15 protein-coding genes and 2 pseudogenes are annotated in these 18,737 nt (G+C 71.4%); 9 read left to right on the top strand and 8 right to left on the bottom strand.

The window, feature by feature from the left end; all coding sequences use genetic code 11:
- Positions 1-85: 85 nt before the first annotated feature.
- Together ABD466_RS36840 and ABD466_RS36835 are read left to right on the top strand one after the other, a co-directional pair.
- Complete coding sequence (locus tag ABD466_RS36840; protein WP_344661898.1) at positions 86-1,009, top strand: CHAD domain-containing protein; 924 nt, start codon at positions 86-88, stop codon at positions 1,007-1,009.
- Between the two features lie 117 nt (positions 1,010-1,126).
- Positions 1,127-2,038, top strand: a complete 912-nt coding sequence (locus ABD466_RS36835; RefSeq protein WP_344661897.1) for an NUDIX hydrolase — start codon at positions 1,127-1,129, stop codon at positions 2,036-2,038.
- A gap of 82 nt (positions 2,039-2,120) precedes the next feature.
- Here the strand turns inward: ABD466_RS36835 and ABD466_RS36830 are convergent, their stop codons facing one another.
- Positions 2,121-2,729: a hypothetical protein gene (locus ABD466_RS36830; protein ID WP_344661896.1), complete on the bottom strand. Its 609-nt coding sequence runs from the start codon at positions 2,727-2,729 to the stop codon at positions 2,121-2,123.
- A 200-nt stretch (positions 2,730-2,929) separates the two neighbouring features.
- Here ABD466_RS36830 and pstS point away from each other — a divergent pair, with 200 nt between their 5' ends.
- The 4 genes and pseudogenes from pstS to pstB all read left to right on the top strand — a co-directional run bounded on the left by pstS (position 2,930) and on the right by pstB (position 7,209).
- On the top strand, positions 2,930-4,120 hold the full coding sequence (pstS, locus tag ABD466_RS36825; protein ID WP_344661895.1) for a phosphate ABC transporter substrate-binding protein PstS: 1,191 nt from the start codon (positions 2,930-2,932) through the stop codon (positions 4,118-4,120).
- A 213-nt stretch (positions 4,121-4,333) separates the two neighbouring features.
- Positions 4,334-5,317 (top strand): annotated as a pseudogene (gene pstC, locus ABD466_RS36820) (phosphate ABC transporter permease subunit PstC); the annotation flags it as partial.
- Between the two features lie 51 nt (positions 5,318-5,368).
- On the top strand, positions 5,369-6,421 hold the full coding sequence (pstA, locus tag ABD466_RS36815) for a phosphate ABC transporter permease PstA (protein ID WP_425558838.1): 1,053 nt from the start codon (positions 5,369-5,371) through the stop codon (positions 6,419-6,421).
- 11 nt (positions 6,422-6,432) lie between these two features.
- Positions 6,433-7,209 carry a phosphate ABC transporter ATP-binding protein PstB gene (pstB, locus tag ABD466_RS36810; protein ID WP_344661894.1) on the top strand — a complete coding sequence of 259 codons (777 nt, stop codon included), beginning with the start codon at positions 6,433-6,435 and terminating at the stop codon, positions 7,207-7,209.
- A 71-nt stretch (positions 7,210-7,280) separates the two neighbouring features.
- Here pstB and ABD466_RS36805 read toward each other — a convergent pair whose 3' ends face one another.
- The 4 genes from ABD466_RS36805 to ABD466_RS36790 all read right to left on the bottom strand — a co-directional run bounded on the left by ABD466_RS36805 (position 7,281) and on the right by ABD466_RS36790 (position 13,710).
- The gene (locus tag ABD466_RS36805) at positions 7,281-8,591 is read right to left on the bottom strand and encodes a hypothetical protein (protein ID WP_344661893.1); all 1,311 of its coding nucleotides are present in this window, start codon (positions 8,589-8,591) and stop codon (positions 7,281-7,283) included.
- Complete coding sequence (locus ABD466_RS36800) at positions 8,584-11,475, bottom strand: N,N-dimethylformamidase beta subunit family domain-containing protein (protein WP_344661892.1); 2,892 nt, start codon at positions 11,473-11,475, stop codon at positions 8,584-8,586. The genes ABD466_RS36805 and ABD466_RS36800 overlap by 8 nt, the downstream gene beginning before the upstream one ends.
- Positions 11,476-11,702: 227 nt before the next feature.
- Positions 11,703-12,545, bottom strand: coding sequence for a hypothetical protein (locus tag ABD466_RS36795; RefSeq protein WP_344661891.1), 843 nt, complete (start codon positions 12,543-12,545; stop codon positions 11,703-11,705).
- Between the two features lie 145 nt (positions 12,546-12,690).
- Positions 12,691-13,710, bottom strand: coding sequence for an ArsR/SmtB family transcription factor (locus ABD466_RS36790; RefSeq protein WP_344661890.1), 1,020 nt, complete (start codon positions 13,708-13,710; stop codon positions 12,691-12,693).
- A gap of 94 nt (positions 13,711-13,804) precedes the next feature.
- Between ABD466_RS36790 and ABD466_RS36785 the strand changes: the two genes are divergently transcribed.
- Positions 13,805-15,082, top strand: a complete 1,278-nt coding sequence (locus ABD466_RS36785; RefSeq protein ID WP_344661889.1) for an MFS transporter — start codon at positions 13,805-13,807, stop codon at positions 15,080-15,082.
- A 45-nt stretch (positions 15,083-15,127) separates the two neighbouring features.
- Here the strand turns inward: ABD466_RS36785 and ABD466_RS36780 are convergent, their stop codons facing one another.
- From ABD466_RS36780 to ychF, 3 genes are all read right to left on the bottom strand, one after another.
- Positions 15,128-15,532, bottom strand: coding sequence for a type II toxin-antitoxin system death-on-curing family toxin (locus ABD466_RS36780; protein ID WP_344661888.1), 405 nt, complete (start codon positions 15,530-15,532; stop codon positions 15,128-15,130).
- A 15-nt stretch (positions 15,533-15,547) separates the two neighbouring features.
- Positions 15,548-15,769, bottom strand: coding sequence for a ribbon-helix-helix protein, CopG family (locus ABD466_RS36775; protein WP_344661887.1), 222 nt, complete (start codon positions 15,767-15,769; stop codon positions 15,548-15,550).
- A 199-nt stretch (positions 15,770-15,968) separates the two neighbouring features.
- Entirely contained in the window at positions 15,969-17,042 is a 1,074-nt protein-coding gene (ychF, locus tag ABD466_RS36770; RefSeq protein ID WP_344661886.1) for a redox-regulated ATPase YchF, read from the bottom strand.
- A gap of 267 nt (positions 17,043-17,309) precedes the next feature.
- On the opposite strand from ychF, the gene ABD466_RS36765 reads away from it, so the two are divergent.
- Together ABD466_RS36765 and ABD466_RS36760 are read left to right on the top strand one after the other, a co-directional pair.
- Positions 17,310-18,404, top strand: coding sequence for a DNA recombination protein RmuC (locus ABD466_RS36765; RefSeq protein WP_344661885.1), 1,095 nt, complete (start codon positions 17,310-17,312; stop codon positions 18,402-18,404).
- 118 nt (positions 18,405-18,522) lie between these two features.
- A pseudogene (locus ABD466_RS36760) lies at positions 18,523-18,737 on the top strand (hypothetical protein); the annotation flags it as partial.

The raw sequence follows: 18,737 nt of genomic DNA, 5'->3' as shown, positions 1-18,737 counted from the left end.
GGGACCAGCACCGCCATCCGGGCAACGGCGGAACCGAACCGTCAGGCAGAGGCCTGACGCACGTCGTGGGGGCAGTGGCGGACACATGGATGCAGCGACTCAGCGCGCGATGGCCGGCTTCGGGGCGGCCGCACCGGACGGACCTGCGGGACTGGCGGTGCGGGGCTACCTCGCGGAGCAGTCCCGCGCCTTCCTGACGCACAGCGCGCTGCCGGTGCAGCAGGCGGCGGCGGTCCGGCTGCGCGCGGCCTGCCGGCGGGTGGGCTCGGCCCTGGCCGCGTGCCGGGACCTGGTCGACCCGGCCTGGGCCGACGAACTCGGCGCGGAGCTGGAGGCGACGGCGCGGGTGCTGGCCGCCGAACGGGACGCCGACGCGGTGCGCCCGCGGCTGCTGGCCCCGCTGGACCGGTGGATCGCCGAGGGACGCTATCCGGACGGCGGCGCGGCCCGCACCCGGACCCTGCTGACCCGGATGCTGGACCGGGAGCGGTCGGCGGCGCACGGGGCGGCGACCGCGGCCCTGGTCGGACCGGGCTTCCACGCGCTGGCGGACCGGATGGCGACGCTGGCGCGGGACGTGCCGCTGACCCCGGCCGCCGAGCGGGCCTGCGAGGACGTGCTGCCGGAGATCGCGGGCGCGGCCTACGACGCCTGGCACCGGCTGGCCGAACACCTGCCGGAACCGCTGACCGCCGAGGACGCCGAGGGCGACGCCCGGTGGCTGGCGGCGGTCGGGGCGGCCGAGGCCGCGCTGCACACCACGGAGCTCTGCCGGCCGGCCGGAGCCGTGATCGGAGGCCACGATCCGGCGGCGCTGATCACCCGGCTCACCCTGGCGGCCGGCGCCCTGAGCGAGCAGCGGGACGCGGTGCTGGCGGCCGACTGCGTGCACCGCGCCGCCGACACCCCGCGGATCGCCGCGACGACCGGCTACGTGCTGGGCCGGCTGCACGAGGAGCAGCGGTTGGCGGTCCTGCGGGCGCGGAGTTCGGCGATGTTGTTGGATTGAGAGTGGCGGGCGTACCCCGGGCCGCGGGTCCGGGGGCACCGCCGTCGGATCGCAGACGGTTCCGGGTGCGGGGCTCGGCACCGCCGGAAACGAGTACTGAGAAAGGTCGCCTCGCCCATGAACGCCCGCAGCTCCGCCCCACCACCACCTGGTCCCATCCGCGTCCGGGCCGCCGGCTGCGTCGTGTGGCGGCCGGGCCCCGCCGGGCCGGAGGTGGCGGTGATCCACCGCCCGCGCTACGACGACTGGTCTTTTCCCAAGGGGAAGCTGGACCCGGGCGAGACCTGGCTGGCCGCGGCGGTCCGCGAGGTCCTGGAGGAGACGGGCTGTCCGGTGCTGGTGGGCCGGCGCCTGCCGACGCAGGAGTACGACGTCTCGTTCGGCGGCCCGCCGCGGACGAAGCGCGTGAAGTACTGGGCCGCGCAGGCCGTGGCCGGCGCGGAGTTCAGGCCGAACTCCGAGGTGGACCGGCTGGAGTGGGTGTCGGCCGCCCAGGCCCGCGCACTGCTGACCCGGCAGACCGACCAGGATCTGCTGGAGGCGTTCACGGCGGCTCCGGTCGACACCGTGCCCGTGCTCCTGCTGCGGCACGGCGAGGCGCTGCCCCGCAAGCGCTGGGACGGCACCGAGCCGGAGCGGCCGCTGACCGAGCGCGGCCGCGAGGAGGCCGAGGCCCTGGTGCCGGCCCTGGCGGCGTACGGCGACGCCGCGCTGGTGAGCTCGCCCTTCGCGCGCTGCCTGGAGACGGTGCTGCCCGCGTCGCGCGCGTTCGGCGTGGAGATCGAGACCGAACGCGCGCTCGCGGAGGACGCCGAGCCGGAGGCCGGACGCGCGTGGCTGCGCCAGGTGCTGAAGGCGGGACGCCCCGTCGTCGCCTGCACGCACCGGCCGGTGCTGCCGGAGCTGCTCGGCGAGACACCGCTGGGGCAGGCGGTGCGGGCCGGGCGGCGGGCGCTGGCGACGGGCGAGGCCTGGGTACTGCACGCGCGGGAGGGCGCGGTCGTGGCGATCGACCGGCTGAAGGTCTGACCCTCAGTCCCGGTCCCGGGCCTCGGCGAAGGATCGCCATCGCTTCATGCTGACGCACGGGCGACGGCCGAGGCCCGGCCGCTCAGCCCCCGATCCCGAGCTTCCGCTCGGCGCCGGTCCAGTCGCTCGCGATCGCCTGCTGCGCGTCGGCCAGCTTCACCTTGCCGCCGCACACCGCCCGGTTGAGGTCGTTCTCCACCTTGTCCTTGGCGTTCGGCGAGCCGCCGGGCTCCGGCCACAGGTTCTTCGGGTCGGACGGCGCGCCTCCGAGTTCGAGGCTGATCAGGTGGTCCTCCTCGTAGGCGGACGCGCTCGTGTTGCTGTATCCGTAGGCCCGGATACCGTCGGACTTGAGCTTGTCGGTGTAGCCGACCGGCGGCCGGATGGTCGCCGTCCAGCCGGACTTGCAGATCGTGTCGTTGATGTTCGCCTGGGTGACCTGCGGGTTCGTCGCGCCGGGCGTACAGGCCGCGTCGGGCAGCGGGCCCGGTCGCGCGTGGCACGTCCCGCCCGTCGCGGACGGGGTCGACGGTGGAGACGAGGTGTGCGTGCTGGTCACCGAACGCGGCTTCGGCCGCCCCTTGGCTCCGCTCTTGCCCTTGCTCTGGCACCCCGACAGGGCCAGTGCCGCCGCCAGCGCCGTCGCCGCGGCTCGTATCGCCCACCCTCGCAAAGCTCGACCCTCCCCCACACGGACTCCCCGTCCCATGTCCCGACCGCTCCCCGACTACCCGGCCGGACCGAACGTACACCTCCCGTCCCACTCGCCCGGCCGCCCGGCACCGTTCACCCTCCGTTCACCTTCACCCGTCCATCGATTCACCTGACCTCCCTAGCTTCGTCGATGACAGCGCATGCTCATGACTTCCGATTTCTCGAAGGGACTTCCCGGTGAAGATCCACGCTGGTGTTAATGGACGCAGTGCCGCGGTCGGCGCCGGGGTGCTGGCCATCGCCCTTGCCTCCCTGACGGCTTGTGGTTCCGACAACAACACGTCGTCCAGCTCCGGCGGCTCGTCGTCGACCAGCTCGGCGGCCGGCGGCTCGTCCAGCCCCGCCTCGGGTTCCTCGTCCTCCGCCTCGGGCGCCACCGGCGGTGCCATCAACTGTGCCAACGGCACGCTCTCCGGGCAGGGCTCGTCGGCGCAGGCCACGGCGATCACCCAGTTCATCAAGGACTACCAGACCAAGTGCGGTAGCGGGACCAACATCAGCTACAACGGCAACGGCTCCGGCCCGGGTGTGACCGCGTTCGTGCAGAAGCAGGCCGACTGGGCGGGTTCGGACTATCCGCTGAACGCCGACCAGCAGAAGCAGGCCGACCAGCGCTGCGGCGGCAAGGCCGTCTCCGTGGGCACCATCCCCGGCGCCATCGCCGTGATGTACAACGTGCCGGGCGTGGACAAGCTGAACCTGTCCGCCTCCACCCTGGGCAAGATCTACACCGGCAAGATCACCAAGTGGAACGACCAGGCGATCGCCACCGAGAACCCGGGTGTGAGCCTGCCGGACCTGGCCATCCAGGCCTACCACCGCTCCGACGCCTCGGGCACCTCGTTCAACTTCTCGAACTACCTGAACAAGACCGCCGCGGCGGACTTCCCGACGGCGGCGAACAAGCAGTGGCCGGCCAGCACCGGCCAGGCGGCCCAGGGTTCGAAGGGCGTGGCCCAGGCCGTGCAGTCCACCGCGGGCGCGGTCGGCTACGCCGAGGTCTCCTACGCCACCTCGAACAACCTGAAGACCGCCGCGATCGGCAACGCGCAGGGCAAGTTCGTCCCGCTGACCATCGCCAACGCCTCGAACTTCATCTCCAAGGCGCAGGTCGACACCGCCGACGGCAACTACAAGTTCAACTTCGACTACACCTACGCGGCCGACGACGCCTACCCGGCCGTCCTGGTGACCTACGAGATCGTCTGCTCCACCGGCAACGACTCGGCCAAGCTCCCGGTGCTGAAGAACTTCCTGCAGTACACCGCGGGCACCGGCGCGCAGTCGCAGCTGGAGAAGCTGGGCTACGTCGCGCTGTCCTCGGACCAGCAGACCAAGGTCGGCGCCATCTTCGCGGGCCTGAGCTAGTAGTCGCCCGCACGCAGGACACAGCGATCTGATGCGACACGTCGGAGCCGTCGGCCACCACCGTACGGCTCCGACGTGTCGGCGCTGGGACGCCGGTCCAGCAGCGTCCCGCATTGTCCGTTTTGGTCTAACGGAATCGAAACCAGCAGTGAACACTTACCACCCGGGCCCAGCTCCACTCGTTGGGCGCCCGAGCGACGAGGCAGGACCCGAATGAGCGGCATAGCGCCGACCGCCACCCGGCCCACCCCGCGCGGCGGCGGGGGATCCGCCAAGACCCTGGACTCCGGGACCCGCCGGGGCGACGCCGTCTTCTCCGGAGCGGTGCGCGGCTCCGCGATCCTGTTGCTGATCCTGATGGGGGCGATCGCCGCCTTCCTGGTCTACCGGGCCTCCGACGCCCTGTCCGCGAACACCGCGAACGTGGTGACGTACACCGGCCAGTGGGCGCCGGACGACACCCCGCCGAAGTTCGGGATCGGCGCGCTGGCCTGGGGCACGCTGGTCACCTCGCTGATCGCGATCGTCATCGCCGCCCCGGTCGCGGTCGGGGTGGCGCTGTTCATCACCCAGTACGCGCCGCGCCGGCTGGCGCAGGTGCTCGGCTACATCGTCGACCTGCTGGCCGCCGTCCCGTCGATCATCTACGGCCTGTGGGGCATCCTGTTCCTGGTACCGCACATGCAGGGCGCCTCCCAGGTGGTCTCCGACCTGCTGGGCTGGCTCCCGCCGTTCGAGTCCGGGATCTTCGGGCGCTCGGTGTTCACCGCCGGCGTGATCCTGTCCATCATGATCCTGCCGATCATCGCCGCGATCTCCCGCGAGGTGTTCCTGCAGACCCCGCGCGACCAGGTCGAGGCGGCCTACGCGCTGGGCGCCACCCGCTGGGAGATGATCAAGCTCGCGGTGCTGCCGTACGGGCGCAGCGGCGTGGGCTCGGCGGTCGTGCTGGGCTTCGGCCGCGCGCTCGGCGAGACCGTCGCGGTCGCGATGGTGCTCTCGCCGTCCTACATCTTCGTCACCAAGCTGCTGCAGCCCGGCGGCAACACCATCGCGGCCAACATCGCGCTGCAGTTCGGCTCGGCGTTCAAGACCGGCCAGGGCGCGCTGATCGCCTCCGGTCTGGTGCTGTTCGTGGTCACGTTCCTGGTGAACTGGCTGGCCCGGCGGATCACCAAGCACGGCGGCGCCAAGGGCGAGCGGCGCGGCATCGGCGGACTGTTCCGGATCGGCGGCTCCGGCGAGTCGATGCGCTACGAGTCCTCCTACGACGCCGCCGTCTCCTCGGCGGCCACCGGCGGCGCGTCCGCCGACCTGCCGGAGGCCCGGGGCGCGTTCGAGGCCAAGGACACGCCGGGCGAGGTGGCCGCGGACGACACGGCCGGACGCGGGCGCTCGCACCGGGCGGCCTCCGGCGCCGTGGGCGGCGGGGTGCTGGCCGCGCCCTCCGCCGGCCGCCGGGTGCGCAGCGGGCTGGCCGGCGGGCTCACCGTCGCCACCTTCGCGCTGGCGGTCATCCCGCTGGCCTCGATCCTGTGGCTGGTGTTCTCCAAGGGCACGAACGCGCTGAACCTGGACTTCCTGACGCACTCGCTGCGCAACATCGACGAGAGCCAGGTCGGCGGCGGCGTGTACCACGCCATCATCGGCACGCTGGAGCAGGCCGGGCTGGCCACCCTGATGGCGGTGCCGATCGGCCTGCTGGTGGCGGTCTACCTGGTGGAGTACGGGCGCGGGATGCTGGCCCGGTCGGTGACGTTCTTCGTGGACGTGATGATGGGCCTGCCCTCGATCGTGGCCGGGCTGTTCATCCTGTCGCTGTGGATCCTGGGGCTGGGCCAGAAGGCGAACGGTTTCGCCGGCGCCCTGGCGCTGATGATCCTGATGCTGCCGATCGTCATCCGCTCCAGCGAGGAGATGCTCAAGCTGGTGCCGGACTCGCTGCGCGAGGCGTCCTACGCGCTGGGCGTGCCGAAGTGGCGGACCATCACGAAGATCGTCATCCCGACGGCGCTGCCGGGCATCATCACCGGTGTCATGCTGGGTGTGGCCCGCGTGATGGGCGAGACCGCCCCGATCCTGCTGGTGGTCGGGTACATCTCGAACATCAACGCCGACCCCTTCAGCGGCGACCAGGGCCAGGCCACGCTGCCGACGGTGATCTACAACACCTACACCTCGTCGCAGCAGGCCTCCAACGACCGCACCTGGTCGGCGGCCCTGCTGCTGATCATCATCATCATGCTGCTGAACGTCATCGCCAGGCTGATCGCCTGGTGGAAGAAGCCCGGCCGGGCCTAGGAGAGATCGAAATGGCGAAGCGAATAGACGTCGCGGACCTGAACGCCTACTACGGCCCGACCCGGGCCATCGAGGGCATCTCGATGACCATCGAGCCGCGCACCGTGACGGCCTTCATCGGCCCTTCCGGCTGCGGCAAGTCCACCTTCCTGCGCACCCTGAACCGGATGCACGAGGTGATCCCGGGCGCGCGGGTGGAGGGCAAGGTCACGCTGGACGACGTGGACCTGTACGGCGCCGGCGTGGACCCGGTGGCGGTGCGCCGAAGCATCGGCATGGTGTTCCAGCGCCCGAACCCGTTCCCGACGATGTCCATCTACGAGAACGTGGCCGCGGGCCTGCGCCTGGCGGGGGTGAAGAAGAAGAGCGAGCTGGACGACGTCGTCGAGTCCTCGCTGAAGGGCGCGAACCTCTGGAAGGAAGTCGAGAACCGGCTGAAGAAGCCGGGCTCGGGCCTGTCCGGCGGGCAGCAGCAGCGGCTGTGCATCGCGCGCGCGATCGCGGTGTCCCCGGACGTGCTGCTGATGGACGAGCCGTGCTCGGCGCTGGACCCGATCTCGACCACCGCGATCGAGGACCTGATCTCGCAGCTGAAGTCGGAGTACACGATCGTGATCGTGACCCACAACATGCAGCAGGCGGCGCGCGTGTCGGACCGGACGGCGTTCTTCAACATCTCCGGGACCGGCACGCCGGGCCGGCTGATCGAGATCGACGACACGTCGCGGATCTTCGCCAACCCGACGGAGAAGGCGACCGAGGACTACATCACCGGCCGCTTCGGGTGAGCCGGTAGGGACAGGACTGAAGGCCCCCAGCGCTGTGAGGGACGCGCTGGGGGCCTTCGCTTCGGTGGGGACTAGTGCGGGGCGGTGGGGTTGTCGTCGCCGTCCGGCGGGCCGACGGGACCGTCGGGCCAGTGCGTGCAGCCGTCGGCGGAGGGCTGGAAGGGGATCCACTGCCCGGACTCGCCGACATGCCGCCGGCACCCGGTGAGCACGGGCTTGCCGTCCTTGATCTGGTACTGGGACTCGACCAGACCGCCGGTGTCGGCGTCCGGGACCCCGGCGGTGGTCTGCGAGACGATGGTGGCGGTGGCGGTGGCGGTGGCGGTGGCGGCCGCGCCGGCCGGGGCCTGCGGCAGCACCCCGACGATCGAGTCGCTCTTGATCTTCGGATCCAGCAGCCCGCCGAGGTCCTGCACCTTCCCGTCCCGCCACGCGAGGGCGATGAGCACCTGCCCCGACCTGGCCCCGGGCAGCGCGAGGTAGAAGTTCCCCGCGCCGTCGACGCTGAACCGCTCGATCCCCGCGGTCAGGGCCTTGACGCCACCGGGCGCCGACCACACCAGCTTCCCGTCGCCGCCGACCACGACCAACCGCACGTTGGACTTCCCGCCCTGGGGCGCGCCCGTCCGGAAGAGCGCGAGCACCCCGCCGTCGGGCGTGAAGCCGTTGGCCCGGGTGACCAGCTTGCACGCGTCACACCCGCCGACCGCCGCCTGAAGCTGGGCGTCGGTCAGCGCCGACTTCACCCCGGTCTCGAACGGCGACGCGCTCTGCACCGGATAGAACGCCTGCGGATTCACCGACGGCTGCGTGCTCGGCGAGCCGGACGGCGTGGCCGCGTCGCCGGAACCGCCGCCGGACAGCACCAGGATGCTCGCCGCCGCCACGCCGGCGACGACGGCGGCGGCGCCGACGAGGCGGGCTCGGGTGAGTTTGAGGGACTTGGTGAAGGCAGGTTTCGGCAGCGCGGCGGCGTTTTCCGGCTCGGCGTTGTCCGGCTCGGCGTTGTCCTGCTCCGCGTTGTCCGGCTCGGCGTTGCTCGGCTCAGCACCGCTCGGCTCGGCGTCGTCAGCCGCCGCTGCTACAGGCGGATCAGCGGTTTCTACGGCACCGTCTTCCGCCGCGCTGCCGTCTGCGAGGCTGCTGTCTGCCGCGCTGCTGTCCGCGGCATCACTGTCTGCCGCACTGGCCTCTACCGCAGCGCTTTCTGCGGCGCTGATCTCCGACGCAGCAGACTCACTCGCAAGCTCGTCCATCTGAGTCTCGTCAATCTGAGTCTCGTCAGCCGGAGTCACGTCGGCCGCCGGTTCCTCCGGCCGCACCCCGAAAGCCGCGTCGACCAGGCTGCCCGCGTCGTCGAACCCCTCCTCGGGCTCAGCCACTGCTGGCCGCCGTCCCGGTCGGCTTCGGCGCCGTCGGCGTGGCCGGCGTCGTGGCGGCCGGCGTCGTGGGCGTCGGGTCGGCGGGCGTCGTGGGCGTGGCCGGCGTCGTGGGCGCGGTCGTGGTGGCCACCGGTGCCGGCGGCGTCAGGTCGCCCTGCACCGCCGCGTACGCCTTGTACGACGTCGCCGTGAACAGCTGCGCCATCACGTTCAGGGCGCCCTGGGTCACCACCGCCGGGCCGCCGAGGACCACGATGTGCTTGGGGTTCAGGACCTTGATCTCGGCGGCGGTCCAGGGGTTCAGCCCGGTGCTGTCGGTGGTCAGCAGCGGAGCGCCGACCAGGCCCGCGGCCGCGCCGCCGGTCAGGCCGTCGGCCAGGGTCAGGCCGTTGGCCAGGAAGACCGTGTCCACGGTGCCCTGGTGCTGGGTCATGGCGGCCAGCGCGGCCGCGGTCTGGTAGCGGTCGGCGCCCGCGGCGCGGCTCACCGGCGCGTAGTTCCAGAGTTGAGCCTGCACCGTCCAGGACACCGCCTTCGGGCCGCCCAGGACCACGATCTCGGCCGGGTGCAGGCGTTGCAGCTCGGCCGCGGTGGCGGGAGTCAGGGCGTTGCCGGCGGTCAGCAGGACCGGGGCGCCCTCGCGCGCGCCCGCGGCGCCGGCCGCCATCGCGTCCGGGTAGCCGTTGCCCGCCGCCACGTACGCGACCGGCACGCCCGGGGCGAACGCGTGCTGCGACACCGCCACCGCCGTGCCGTAGCGGTCGGAGCCGGCCAGGCGCTGCACCACCCCGCCGTGCGCGTAGTGGCCCAGCTGGGCCAGCACCGCCGCGGAGACGACCGCGGGGCCGCCGAGCACGTAGATGTTGCGCGGTGCCAGGCGGGTCAGCTCGGCGACGGTCGCCGGCGGCAGGGCGTCCGTTCCGGTGAGCAGCGTCGGCGCCTTGTCGTGACCCGCCGCCGGGGCGCCGGTGAGCGCGTCGGCGAAGGCGGTGCCGTTGGCTATGTAGACCGACGACGCCCCGCCGGGGAACGCGTACCGCGCGATCGCCGCCGCCGTCGCGTACCGGTCGCCGCCCGCGACGCGGTCGACGGTCGCGGTGTTCGACTGTCCGAGCATCGTCGCCAGGATGTCGGCCATCATCGTGGCCACCCGGCCGTCGGCGTATCCGCGGTCGGTGTCGGCCAGTCCCTTGCCCCAGTTGAAGGTGCCCGCGTCGAAGACCCACGCGTTCGACATCGCCTGGTACAGCGTGGACTGCTGCAGGTACTGCGGCGCGGCGTTGGGCGCGTACCGGCTGGAGAACGGCGAGTTGGAGAGCACGAAGAACTGCTTGGCCTGCGGATGCGCCTGGCCCGGCACCACCCGGTCCGCCTCCACGCCGACCAGCTTCGGGATCACCGCGCCCTTGCCGACCTGCGCACCGGCCTGCGCGGGCCCGCCGCCGCCGCTGGACACCCAGTTGGTGTCCGCGGCCATCGCCCACTCGTAGCTGGCGCCCAGCAGCGCCTGCTCCGGACGTCCCACGTCCCGCCACAGCCGCGTGTTGGCGGCGCCCTGCACCGGGTCGTTGATGCCCTTGTAGCAGACGACGACGCGGTCGGCCTGACCCGAGGACGACGGCTCGCTCCGCACCTGCCAGTAGATCGAGTTCGCCGACAGGAAGGCCAGGTTCAGGCCCTTCTGCTCGGCGGCCTGCAGCTTGTCGTACATCTGCGCCGACCAGTACTCGTCATGGTTCGGCGACATGTAGACCTTGTACTTGGCCAGGTCGATCGTGTTCTGCTGCATGTCGGTCGACGTCGCGTAGGTGACGTCGTAGCCGTTCTGCTCCAGCCAGCGCGCCGCCCAGTTCGACCCGCGGTCCCGCTCACCGGCGCCGTACTCCTGCTGGTACGGGCGGTCGAAGGAGACCTTCACGGCCTGCCCGGTCCCGGCCACCGTCATCGGCCCGAAGCCGACGTACAGGTTCTTGCCGTAGACGTGGTCGTAGGGCCACTCGTTGTAGGCCTCGTAGTTGTTCACCGGGTCGACCAGCACGATCTGCGAGGGCCGGCTCGGCTCGGTCACGGTGAACGGGTCGGCCCACTGGTACCCGCTGGCGTTGGTGAACACCGCGAGGTAGAGCCCGGACAGCCAGTCGGTGGGGACCGTCAGCTGCCAGCCGGTGGCCCAGTGGCACTCGATCAGCCCGGTCGGCACGTCCAGCGGGCAGGTCGGCTGCGGCGAGCCGGCGATCTGCGGGCTGGTCGCCATCAGCCGCCCGCCGGCGCCGCCGTAGTAGCCCATCCGGAAGACCTGGACGCTGTAGTTCTGCGCCGGCGTGGTGGTGACGTGGAAGCCGATGGTCTGGCCGTGCTGCACGCTGTTCTGGTCGCCGTACGCCTCCAGCTGCAGCTGCGCGTCGTCGCCGACGCGCTTGCCCGGCTGCGGGATCTGCCACGCGCCGCTGCCCGGCTTCTGGTTCTCCAGGAAGACCGCGTTCGGCGCGGACTGCTGCGGGGGCGGAGGCGGCGGGGAGGACGGGGGCGTGCTGGGCGGCGTGCTCGGGGGCGAAGACGGGGAGGACGGGGAGGACGGCGAGGAGGGCGAGGACGGCGAGCTCGGCGACGACGGCGAGCTCGGGTCCGACGTGGGGTCAGACGAGCTCGACGAGTCGCTCGACGACGGCGTCGAGTGCGTGGAGGAACCCCGGGCCGCCAGCGGTGCTCCGGCCCCGTATGGTCCCCGGCCCGCGGCCGCCGCCGTCGGCACCACCGCGGCCGCAACGGCCAGCGCCGTGACCGCGACCGCCATCCCCGCCGCCGCGCCGGAAGCGCGCCGTGACCGCCGCGACCCGTGCGGCGCGTCGGCGTCGCCGACCGCGGCCATTCTGAATCCGAACACCGTCTCCCCAACCCTCACCGCTCGCGACCCGACCGGAGCTTCGCGACCGGCCCGGCGCGCAGACGCCGCCGGGCCCCGGGGAACCTCGGAGGTTCCGCGGGGCCCGGCGGGACGCCGCGCTGCCGGTCGGGATGCTCGGCAACCAGTGTCGAGCAGAGGGTTGCGCGCATCCCCGGTGCGTACCCGGAAATACGGTGGTTGCTGGACGGGGGCTTCCGGCGGGCGGATTAGCCCTGGTCACCCGGCGGATGGAGATGGGCGCCGGCGGCCTTCTGGGTCGCCGTGCGGGCCTTGGCCGCACGCCTCGGGGCGGCGGCGGTGGCGGATGACGCCGACGCCGTCGAAGCGCCCGAAGACGGTGCGGCTTTCGTCGCCTTCGCGGTGGCCGCCGGCTTCGCGGCGTTCCCGGCCCCGGCCCCGGAAGCCGAGACGGTCACGGCCGTGAGCCCGGCCGCGCTTCTTCGTCTGCGTTGCTCCGGTTCGGCCGCGGTGGCGCGCGCCGCGGCCAGGTCGCGGTTCGCCGCGGCGAAGATGTCCTTGGTCAGCGCGAACGAGGCCGGGGTCTCCGAGGCCTCGTCGGGGTACCAGATCGAGCGGGAAGAGTGAAGATAATCCCCCATATATATGTGGAATGCCCCAGTGAAACTGCGCCGGTTCGGATTGGCTATCCGGTGAATGGCGTCGTAGCCCATCAAGACCGCGTCGCCTTCGCCGATGTCAACCGTTTCAGTCCGCTGTAAACGGCCGCCGATCAGCGGGCTCGGGTGGTAGAAGTCGTTGACCTCCAGACCTGCGTAGACCCCGGTCATGACCGGGGTGTTGTGGTTGTGCGCGGGGTACGACATCCCTGGCGCCCACACCATGTTCTCGATGACGAGCTCAGGTCCCGGATACAGAACCTGCAGGTGGGCCTCGCGCGGGTCGCCGAAACACTCCCGCACCGGCGCGCACCCGCGCCCGAGCGTCCGGTCCAGTACGTCCTTGACCGCGTCCGCTCCGTCTGCTTCCCAGGCCTCCAGACACTCCCGGACGAACTCGTCGATGTCGAACTTGCGGCGTGATCGCGGCATCGCCTTGACTCCGTTCAGCTAATGGCTGACAGCGCTCCGTTCTCTCCCCGCCTACAAATGAAGCACTGACCGCCACCGGCGCGCCAGGGGCGCATCGCATCTTTCTACGAAATCCCGCAGTGTCCCGGCGTTGTTGGACGCGATGTCAAACCGCTGCGGCCAGCAGGGAGTCGGCGACCGAAGTGCGCGCGTACAGTACGGAGCGACCCGCGCGATGAGCACTGACCATGCCCGCTCCACGCAGCGCGGTCAGGTGCTCGGAGACGCCGCCGGCCGACATCCCGGTGCGGGCGGCCAGTTCCGTGGTGGACGCCGGCGCCTCGAGTTCGGCCAGCAGCAGCGCGCGGGAACGGCCGATCACCGCGGCGACCGCTTCGGACGGCTCGGGCGTGCGGCGGGCGAAGACGGTGCCGACGCCGCGCGCGCCGTAGCAGAGCTGGGGGACGTCGCCGGTGGCGGAGCGAGTAAGGATCTTGTTCCAGGCGAAGGCCGACGGGACGAGGATCAGCCCGGGCGCGTTGTCGTCGCGGCACAGAACCCGTTGCCGGTGCAGCATCCGCAGGGTTCCGCCGTTCCAGCTGAGGTCCGGGTGCAGCTCGTTGAACAGGTGGGCGGCACCGTGCTCGGCGACCTGCCGGGCACGGTGGTAGACGTCGGCGTCCAGCAGGGTCCTGATGCGTGACCAGTAGGGCGCCAGGGCTATCTGGAAGTACTGCTCGATCTCGACGGCGAGTTCACTGAGGCCTTGTTCGGCGTGGGTGCGGAGGCGCTCGACGAACGGCTGCCGCGGCCCGCCCTCGAACTTGGCCGCGTAGATCTCGAGATCAGCCGAAAGGTGGTCCGGGGGCGTCGCCCGAATGGCGGCGAGCTCGTCGTCGAGGGTGGGCGCGCCGACGGTCGGCGCCGGGGTGAGGAAGTCGGGGACGTAGGTCTCGTCCTGGAACAGCGAGCTGAGGCGGCCGTTGAGCAGCCCGGCCGCGGCGAGCCGAGGACGCACCTGGTCGAACCAGGGACCGTGGACAGGAAAGAGGCCGGGCCGGTTCAGGATGCGGAAACTGGTCAGCACCTCCCACATCGGGGAGACGGAGAAACGCACCAGCGCCAGTTCTTCAGCGGTGAACGACAGCACGGCCGGCTCGCCGCCCCTCCCGGTTCCCAGCCCCATGGCACTTCCCTCCCGGTTCCCGCCCCGGACCCGTGGATTCGGACGGGGCCGAATCATTGTCGCATGATCGCCGCCGGGAGCCACCGTTGCCGTCATGACCACCACGAGCGTCCGCCCCGGGGAGCGTATCCCGCGGCCCCACACCCGCCGTCACCCCCTCGCGGCCTTCGCCGGCTTCCCCAAGGCGATCTGGGTGATCTTCACCGGCACCGTCGTCAACCGGATCGGCTTCCTCGTCGGCCCGTTCCTCGTCTTCTTCCTCGGCTCCCGCGGCGTCTCCACGGACCAGACCCCGTACGTCCTCGGGGCGCTGGGAGCGGGCAACCTCGTCGGCCCGGCGGTCGGCGGCTGGCTGGCCGACCGGCACAGCCGGAAGCTGACGATGCTGGCCGGGCTGCTGGGCACCGCCGCGGCACAGGGCGCGCTGTTCATCGCGCCGAACGTGGCGACGATGGCGGTGGCGGCGATCGCACTGAGCGCCACGGCCACGATGGTGGGGCCGGCGGCGTACGCGACGCTGACGGACACCGTGGCGCCGGAACGCCGGCGCGAAGCGTTCGCCCTGTTCGGCTGGGCGGTGAACATCGGGACCGCCATGGCGGGCGTCCTCGGCGGCTACCTCGCCGCGCATGGGTACTGGATGCTGTTCGCGCTGGACGCCGGAACCTCGCTGGCGTTCGCGGTGATCGTGGCGACACAGCTGCCGTCGGACCGGGCGGCGCGGATCGCGGAGCGGGCGGCTGCGGCGCAGGCCGCCACGGGCTCCACCCCCGGCGGCTCCGGCTACGGCGTGGTCTTCCGCGACCGTCTGGCCCGGAAGCTGATGCCCCTGTTCGGCATCCAGCTGTTCATCTACAGCCTGACCGAAAGCGCGCTCCCCCTCGCGATCCGCACCGACGGCCTCCCCGCCTCCGTGATGGGCCTGGCCGCCGCAGTGAACGCCGGCCTGGTCGTCGCCCTGCAGCCGCTGGCGACCACCTACCTGTCCCGCTTCCCGCGCACCCCGGTCTACATCTTCGGCAGCATCCTGATAGCCCTCGGCGTCGCCCTCACCGGCGTCGCCCACACCACCGCGGCGTACGCCGCCACCGTCGCCCTCTGGTCCCTCGGCGAGGTCGCCGTCGGCGGCATCGCCGGCGCCCTGATCGCCGACCTGGCCCCCAGCCAGGCCCGAGGCCGCTACCAGGGCGCGTTCAGCTGGACCTGGGGCGTGGCCCGCTTCCTGGCCCTGACCCTCGGCACGACCGTCTACACGCTCGTCGGCCCCGGGTTCCTGTGGTGGGGCATGCTCGCGGCCGGCGTCGGAGCCATCGCGGGGATCGCGGCGCTGGGGCCGGCGATCGACCGGCGGACGGCGGAGTCCGGATCCTGACTCAGAGTGGCGTGGTGGTCACACGTTGAAGCGGAACATTCAACCTCACGCGATGGCATGCTCTCGGATCCACGCCACGAACTCGCCCATCATCACGTCGTCGTCCGGATCCCCAGCAGTAACGGTGCGGATCATCATGTCGACATCGGCCGGGTCGGGCTCAGTCCAGGCGTAGCCATTCACCTGAAGGAACACCGTCATAGACACATAAGCGAGCCGCTTGTTGCCGTCGGGCATCGCATGGTTCTTGGACAGGTGCGAACACAACACGGCAGCCTTGACGATGGGATCGGGATAGAACTCGTGACCACCGAAACTCGCGGCAGGCGACGCCAAGGCGGAATCAGCCAGCGCGATGTCGATCATCTTGGCCAGGTCCTCGGCGGGAACGCCGAGGACCTGCTCGCCGATGACGAGCAGGTCCTCCAACTGCGGGTACCACACGTTCACGCCGTACCGGGTTCCTTACTTGGCCAGCAGGTCCAGGGCCGCCTGACTGCGCTCGACGGTGGCCTTTACCAGCGCCATGAACTCAGGGTCAGCCTTACGAGCCTCGATGCGCTCCTGCAGGGCACCCCGAACCTCCTCGGCGACCGAGATGCCATCGGCCTTGGCGATCAGCTCTAGCGCTTCGGCCTGCTCAACGGGGACACGCACAGTAAAGGCGCGGGTCTCGGTGCTGCTCATGGCTCTCCCTCCGGTGGAGCTTGCTTCTACTACGATACCCGCACCATGGTGCATTACACCACGGTGCGGGTATCACCTCGCTTACTCCCTACCGCCCGCCCGATCCAGCACCGGAACGAAGAAGGAGCCCAGCCCCGGCAGGCTCGGCTCCTGTGGCCTGTGCGCTTGAAGGAAACCTTGATGCGCAGTAACGGAACGGTCACACGTTGAAGCGGAAGTCGACGACGTCGCCGTCCGCCATCACGTAGTCCTTCCCCTCGATCCGAGCCTTCCCCTTGGATCGCGCCTCGGCCACGGACCCGCACGCCACCAGGTCGTCGAACGAAACGATCTCCGCCTTGATGAACCCGCGCTGGAAGTCCGTGTGGATCACGCCCGCGGCCTCGGGAGCGGTCGCGCCCTTGCGGATCGTCCACGCGCGGGACTCCTTCGGGCCGGCCGTCAGGTACGTCTGCAGGCCGAGGGTGTCGAAGCCGACGCGGGCCAGCTGATTCAGGCCCGACTCCTCCTGGCCCATGCTCTGCAGGAGTTCCAGGGCCTCGTCGTCGGGGAGCTCCATGAGCTCGTGCTCGATCTTCGCGTCGAGGAAGATGGCCTCGGCCGGGGCGACGAGGGCGCGCATCTCGTCCTTCAGGGCCTCGTTGGTGAGTTCGTCCTCGTCCACGTTGAACACGTACAGGAACGGCTTCGCCGTCAGGAGGTGGAGTTCGCGCAGGGGTTCGCGGTCGAGGCCGGCGGCGAAGACGGTGCGGCCGGAGTCGAGGACCTTCTTCGCCTCCTCGATGGCGTTGACCGTGGCCTGGGTCTCCTTCTTCATCCGGGCCTCCTTCTGGAGGCGCGGGAGGGCCTTGTCGATGGTCTGGAGGTCGGCCAGGATCAGCTCGGTGTTGATGGTCTCGATGTCGTCGGCCGGGGAGACCTTGCCGTCGACGTGGACCACGTTGGGGTCGGTGAAGACCCGGATCACCTGGCAGATGGCGTCGGCCTCGCGGATGTTGGCGAGGAACTTGTTGCCCAGGCCCTGGCCCTCGGAGGCGCCGCGGACGATGCCGGCGATGTCGACGAAGGTCACGGTCGCCGGGAGCGTCTTCTGCGAGCCGTAGATCTCGGCCAGCTTGGCCAGCCGGGGGTCGGGGACGCCGACCACGCCCTCGTTGGGGTCGATGGTGGCGAAGGGGTAGTTCGCAGCCAGCACGTCGTTCTTGGTGAGGGCGTTGAACAAGGTCGACTTGCCCACGTTCGGGAGTCCGACGATTCCGATGGTGAGCGCCATTGTCCAGCTGTCCTATCGACGTAGCGGTGCACGGTGAGATGCAGGGGGTGAGAGGTGGACCGGGCCCCGGTCCTCCTCGATTATCGCAGCCTGCTCGAGCGCCTCGTCCGTCCGAGCGAAATCGCCGCCTCGGGCCCGCCCTCCCCTGCTCTAGCCTCGGCCCGCCCATGGCCCGCCGGCGGTCCGCGCCAGGCCGGAGCACCGCTCACCGTCGCCACGCCGCGCTCGGACCGGGCGATGGCGGGGCGCAGGGGACACTATGGACTCATGATGCCTGTGCTGCTGCTGGTGATCGGGATCGCGATCGGCGCGCTGCTCGGCGTGCTCTGGGAACGGTCCCGGAGGCTGGCGGTGGGCACCGCGGCCCTGGACCACTCCGCCGACCGGCTGCTGGCCCTGGCCGGCGCGCAGTTCGACGCGGCCGGCCGGCCGATCAACGAGTCGCTGTCCCGGCTCGACGACCGGCTCCGGGAGATCGAGCAGGGCCGCGCCGCCTCCCAGGCCGCGCTGGCCCAGCAGATCGACGACGTGCGCACCGCCGCCGGCGCCCTCGGCACGCAGACCGCGGCCCTGGTCACCGCGCTGCGCCGGCCGGAGGTGCGCGGCCAGTGGGGCGAGATGCACCTGCGCCGGGCCGTGGAGCTGGCCGGCATGGTCGACCGCTGCGACTTCCAGACCCAGACCGTGCTGCCCGGCTCGCACGGCGCCACCGGCGGCGAGGGCATGCTGCGGCCCGACCTCGTGGTGCATCTGGCCGGCGACAAGTACGTGGTCGTCGACGCGAAGACGCCGCTGGCGGCGTACCTGGACGCCGCGGAGGCCTCCGACGAGGCCGAGCGGCTGCAGTACCTGACGTCGCACGCCAAACACCTGCGCGGGCACGTCGACCAGCTGGCGTCGAAGGCGTACTGGCGCGCGCTCGGCGCCAGCGGACGCCCCACGCCGGAGTTCGTGGTGCTGTTCGTCCCGGGCGAAGCGTTCCTCTCACAGGCTGTGGACATCGATCCGGAACTGCTGGAGTACGCCGCCGCGCGCCGGGTCGTGATCGCCACGCCGACGACGCTGATCGCACTGCTGCGGACCGTCGCCTACGCCTGGACGCAGGACGCGCTGGCGGCGAACGCCCGGCAGGTGTTCGAGCTCGGGCGGGAGCTCTACGCGCGGCTGAACACGATGAGCGGGCACCTGGACCGGGTCGGGAGAGGGCTGAACTCGGCGGTGGCCGCGTACAACCAGTCTGTGGGCTCGCTGGAGACGCGGGTGCTGGTCACGGCGCGCCGGCTCAACGAGCTGGGCCTGGTGGACGAAGAACTGGCGGTGCCCGCGCAGGTCGAGATCCAGACCCGGGCACTGGCCGACTGATCCGTTCTCCGGACTAATGCGCCGCTTCCCGCGCTGATACGCGGCCCCCGGCGCGCCGCCGGCACGTCCGGCGTTTCGCTACCCGGATTACCCCCGATCGCGTCGTAGGTTCGGATCCGTGAATCAAGGAGCCAGCCGCCTCGCGCCGCGTCCGGCCGCCCGGATCCCGGAGAACCGCCGGGAACGCGACGCCCTTCGCCGGGAGCGCATGGCGGCCCCTCTGGACTTCCGCTCCAACGGCCCCGGCCGGCCCGGCACCCGGCTGCGCCCCGTCGGCCCGAGCCGCCCGCACATGGGCCCCGGGCTGAGCCGCCCCGGCGCCGGCGCCGCGGT

This window comes from Catenulispora subtropica (assembly GCF_039531675.1).
GTDB classification, from domain to species: domain Bacteria; phylum Actinomycetota; class Actinomycetes; order Streptomycetales; family Catenulisporaceae; genus Catenulispora; species Catenulispora subtropica.
The sequence above is the reverse complement of the archived record's forward strand: the minus strand, read 5'-3'. Positions and strand labels throughout refer to the sequence as shown.